This window comes from Microcystis sp. LSC13-02 (assembly GCA_002282935.1).
GTDB lineage: Bacteria > Cyanobacteriota > Cyanobacteriia > Cyanobacteriales > Microcystaceae > Microcystis.
Map to the genome: position 1 here is coordinate 1 of MTBT01000156.1, position 4,061 is coordinate 4,061.

Sequence of the window (4,061 nt, forward strand, 5' to 3'; positions counted from 1 at the left end):
TTCCCTTGTTTCCACCACCTCCAAGCCGTTCGATAACTTATTCTTGTTTTTTTTGCCTAGTCTGATAGTTTCCTGTCTATATATTACCATGTCTGGCTATATCTGACTATATTTTTATTGAAACTTTACAATACCCCTGCCGCTAACCGATGAAAGCTAGTAAATCCCTGCCAATCAGGAGCTTTAGCGGCGGCGATACTGTAAGCACGGGCGAAAGATTCCAGAAAAAAAGCATCCTGACCGACATAAAAAGCGAAACAGTCCCGTTTAAGCTCTCCTGTGGCGATACCTCGCACAAAAGGGTGTTCTAGACAAGCTTGTACTAGATCTTGATGGCTCTGCCAAAGTTGCTGACTAAGCATAGGAAAATACTAATTAGGTGGACAAGGTTGGTTAACCAGAGTTCGGGATAGGCTAAAACCCAGATTATACCCTAGCCAGAAAGCCCTATTCCGTGGTAAAAATGATCACCAAATTTCCTTAACCCAAACTGACGTTAAGCCTGTTACAATAAAGATAACCGACTAAATTGGAATTAAAAACTATGCGACTTAAGCGATGGGAGTCCCCCCGCCGGCAGGGACGTAACGACAAAGGCAAAGGCGGTTCGGCCCGACAGCGACAACTGAAAAAACAATTTAAAATGCTGTCGAAAAAACTAAAAGGGGGAGAGAGTAACATCTCTCCTCTTTTTTTGTCCCCAGCAATCGCCGCTAAAAAATCTTCCCCTGGGAAACTCTCGGTCTCCTGAAACAGTCGGAGACTTGAGCAACTTTCAGATTAGGAAAAAAAATGAAGCGTACACTTGCCGTCATGACGATGACAGTAGCTTTAACCGTCACCAGTAACCATTCTAGCCTTGCGGGAGCAATCTTCGATCGCATTCAAAAAACTGGGGTAATTACTGCCGGCGCTCGTAAAGATGCTATTCCCTTTGGTTTTGTCAACTCCCAAGGCAAGTGGGTGGGTTACAGCCTTGATATGTTAGAGTTAATTCGCAAGGAAACCGAACGGAAGTTAGGAAAACCAATTAAGTTAAAAATTGTTGAGATTACTCCCCAAAATCGTTTTGAAAAGTTGAAAACAGGGGTTATCGATATCGAATGTGGCTCCACTACTTTTACTTGGAAAAGAGAAAATGAAGTGGATTTTTCCGTTAGTTATTTTGCCAGTGGCACTCAATTACTCACCCGCCAAGGTAGTAATCTCGATGACATCGGTAGCCTGGCAGGCAGACGCATTGGAGTAATTGCCAATACTACTAATGAAGCAGTAATTAAAACCCAACAACCCGCCGCTATTTTGGTCAAAGTTAAAAATCGTGGTGAGGGTTTACAAAAACTAGAAACGGGAGAAATTGATGGTTTTGCCAGTGATGGCATTACCCTAGAAGGTTTAAGAAAAAGTGCTAAAAATCCCAATAATTTAGCCATAGTTCCCTCCTATCCCTACGCCTACGAATCCTATGCCTGTACTTTACCCGAAAATGATTCTAAATGGCGCGATACGGTGAATTATACGCTATTAAAATTCATGGAAGGGATCGTTAGTGACCAACAACAAGCGGTGACAATTTATGAACGTTGGTTTGGTGAAGATGGTGTTGTTCCCTATTCCAGAGAGACTATTAATGATTATTTTCAAGGCATTGTCAACACCTACGAATGGATTCCTTTAACTGTATTTCCCTAAAATTAAGACCTTTTCAGGGACCAGTTGAAAAAGGCAAGAGGCAAAAGTATTGATTAATTTGTCTCCCTAAGACTCTTGTTGACCCTAGTAAATCCTGTTTAAAAGGTATAGAAAAGAAAATAGGAAAGTGGGGAGAAGGGAGCGGGTTTTTAAAGTCGGATTTGTTATTAATTCGACTAAAACAGCGTCATGATTGATGGATGTGTCAGTATAGCCACTTCCTTTGGGTGCGGGAGATAAGTGAAAAGATTTTTTCGGTTTGGATAAATAGCCTTTCGCTGTTAAAAATGATTCTATAGCCGTTTGTACTGTATCAGAAGAAGATACCTTATGCTCTTGATTGTAGGCGGCTAGAGCATTAATTATGGTGGTGGGTAGCTCAATCGTCACCTGTTGCATAACCAAAATCCTCTTGATTTAATTATGTCCCTATTATACAATAAACCCCCTCAACTGACTGAATGAAGGGGCATTAATTCTACTTTGGTAAGCGATTTAGCCTACTTTTGTGGTTTAGTTTTCGTCGGATTTAGAGGATTTTAGTTTGCGTTTCAGGGTTGAAGCTGCACCTAACGATCCAAGGGTTAATAAGCTAAGGAATGTAGAGGGTTCGGGAACGGCGACAGCTTCTAAAGCATCTATGTTTTCATTCACTGCTCCAGTAGCCTGTCTGACATTGAAAGCTGTATCCCAGAGATGCCCACCGTGATTGAGGAATTGAGCAGCTTGACCAAATCGCCAAGACCAAATTTCACCTCCATCGATATCACCCCCATTAACATTGGGTGTGATAATTTCATCCAATATTGATGGATTATTTGGGTCTTGTCCAACGAGATCTATCGGCATAAGACTAAACAGAATAGCATCACCCTGATCCCACTGACCTACACTACCTTGATCAAAGACCATTAAACCATCCAGATCAAGGATATTAGCGATATCACCAGTATATGTCAGCGGAATAAATGGGCTAATTGCTGTGGCAATCTGACCAGCAGTAATATAGGAGTTGCTGATCTGGGTAATGGGGTTGTAGTACCATACTGACGTTCTTATACCGTTAATAAGGGGATCTCCCAACAAAGAGTACATATCAGCATCATCAGGAGTCGGATCTGCTGGAGAAGGGTATTGAGAAGACGTTGGTGATACAGAACTCCATACCTCCAAACCATCGAGATCGTTAACTCCCGCTTGATCAATTTGCGGAGGCGTTGCCCAAAAGCCAATCCCCCCGCGAATCAATTCAAAAAGAACACTTTTTTCATGTATTCCAAGCTGGTTATAAGCGATATTACCTACAAAAAGGGGATTCGCAGGTACTACCGTCGAACCGGTCGAGAATAGTAGGGCGGCTCGATTAGCGATGACATCCCAGAATAGGGCATCTTGATGATTAGCTAAGGCATCTACTTCCCTTGCCGTAACAGTATCACCTGCGCGAGAGCCACTATAGTCGAAAGTATTTTGCCGACCACCATTGCCATCCCAGTAAATATTCTGTTCTGGATCTGAAACTGGCGGTTCTTGAGTGTCTTTGTCGAAGCGATCGCTGTATTCTTTACCCGGAACATTTTTTGGCCATGGAATACCCGGTCCAGGTGCAGGTTGGACAAACGGTCCTTGAGGAACAAACGGTCCTGCCAATACTTGGGATGGGGCTACTGTGACACCCAGTAAGAGACAGGAAGATAACAAGAGTTTATGAGTGATTTTCATGATTATTGCTCTAGCAGATTTTCTATTGCGATTATCCCCTCGCCGCTAGGTCAGGCAACACCCCAACCCAACGCCAAAGGGAGACAACGGGATGATACACATCCCCCGACAACTGTATCAAAAGATACAATTTAATAAATCTTTACATTCTTCTCCCCAACTAGCGATTGAGATTTTGTTTTTTTTGGTTGTACTGATTGCGATCGCCCCCTCGCCGCTAGGTCAGGCAACACCCCAACCCAACTCCAAAGGCCGACGACAACAGCTTACACAGCACCTATTCCCTGGGGAATCTGTCTTGAGAATGATTTGAAATATGCTAACTTGGGATGTTATGTCACGATCGCATCTAGCAATTACCATGAGTGAAATTAGCGTCGGGGGAAAAGTCCGTCTGATTGCCATTCCCCCTTACCTGAAAACCGCCGATCCTATGCCTATGTTACGGCCGCCAGAGCTGCTCAATATCGACGATATCGGCACGGTTATCGATCGCCGGCCGGGGGGTTATTGGGGTGTAAAATTCGATCGAGGCTCTTTTCTGCTCGATAGCAAATATTTAGGGTTTGCTGAATAAATCTAAAAACCTTATCCAACAAGGTTTTTAGACTTTTTTTCCCTCAAAAAGTGCCGACCCTTGGAGTGAT

5 protein-coding genes and 1 pseudogene are annotated in these 4,061 nt (G+C 43.2%); 3 read left to right on the forward strand and 3 right to left on the reverse strand.

Features of this window, described 5'->3' with window-relative positions; translation table 11 throughout:
• Positions 1 to 128 precede the first annotated feature (128 nt).
• Positions 129 to 362, reverse strand: a pseudogene (locus BGL89_RS09400) (thiaminase II/PqqC family protein); the annotation flags it as partial.
• Positions 363 to 544: 182 nt separating this feature from the next.
• Between BGL89_RS09400 and BGL89_RS09405 the strand changes: the two are divergent.
• Both BGL89_RS09405 and BGL89_RS09410 read left to right on the forward strand, forming a co-directional pair.
• Positions 545 to 751 (forward strand): hypothetical protein, encoded by a 207-nt coding sequence (locus BGL89_RS09405; RefSeq protein ID WP_286825493.1) that lies wholly within the window; start codon positions 545 to 547, stop codon positions 749 to 751.
• 41 nt (positions 752 to 792) lie between these two features.
• A complete protein-coding gene (locus BGL89_RS09410) occupies positions 793 to 1,692 on the forward strand; it encodes an amino acid ABC transporter substrate-binding protein (protein WP_286825494.1) in 900 nt (299 codons plus the stop codon).
• 84 nt (positions 1,693 to 1,776) lie between these two features.
• On the opposite strand, the gene BGL89_RS09415 is transcribed toward BGL89_RS09410, so the two are convergent.
• Both BGL89_RS09415 and BGL89_RS09420 read right to left on the reverse strand, forming a co-directional pair.
• Entirely contained in the window at positions 1,777 to 2,091 is a 315-nt protein-coding gene (locus tag BGL89_RS09415; RefSeq protein ID WP_286825495.1) for a hypothetical protein, read from the reverse strand.
• Positions 2,092 to 2,205: 114 nt separating this feature from the next.
• Positions 2,206 to 3,414 (reverse strand): PEP-CTERM sorting domain-containing protein, encoded by a 1,209-nt coding sequence (locus BGL89_RS09420; RefSeq protein WP_286825496.1) that lies wholly within the window; start codon positions 3,412 to 3,414, stop codon positions 2,206 to 2,208.
• Positions 3,415 to 3,775: 361 nt separating this feature from the next.
• Here BGL89_RS09420 and sipA point away from each other — a divergent pair, with 361 nt between their 5' ends.
• The gene (gene sipA / locus BGL89_RS09425) at positions 3,776 to 3,991 is read left to right on the forward strand and encodes a regulatory protein SipA (RefSeq protein WP_286825505.1); all 216 of its coding nucleotides are present in this window, start codon (positions 3,776 to 3,778) and stop codon (positions 3,989 to 3,991) included.
• Positions 3,992 to 4,061: the final 70 nt, after the last annotated feature.

What these genes read in the sequence shown, in the direction of transcription:
- BGL89_RS09405 (WP_286825493.1), top strand. Translation starts at nt 545, where the DNA reads ATGCGACTTAAGCGATGGGAGTCCCCCCGCCGGCAGGGACGTAACGAC.
- BGL89_RS09410 (WP_286825494.1), top strand. Translation starts at nt 793, where the DNA reads ATGAAGCGTACACTTGCCGTCATGACGATGACAGTAGCTTTAACCGTC.
- BGL89_RS09415 (WP_286825495.1), bottom strand. Translation starts at nt 2,091, where the DNA reads ATGCAACAGGTGACGATTGAGCTACCCACCACCATAATTAATGCTCTA.
- BGL89_RS09420 (WP_286825496.1), bottom strand. Translation starts at nt 3,414, where the DNA reads ATGAAAATCACTCATAAACTCTTGTTATCTTCCTGTCTCTTACTGGGT.
- sipA (WP_286825505.1), top strand. Translation starts at nt 3,776, where the DNA reads ATGAGTGAAATTAGCGTCGGGGGAAAAGTCCGTCTGATTGCCATTCCC.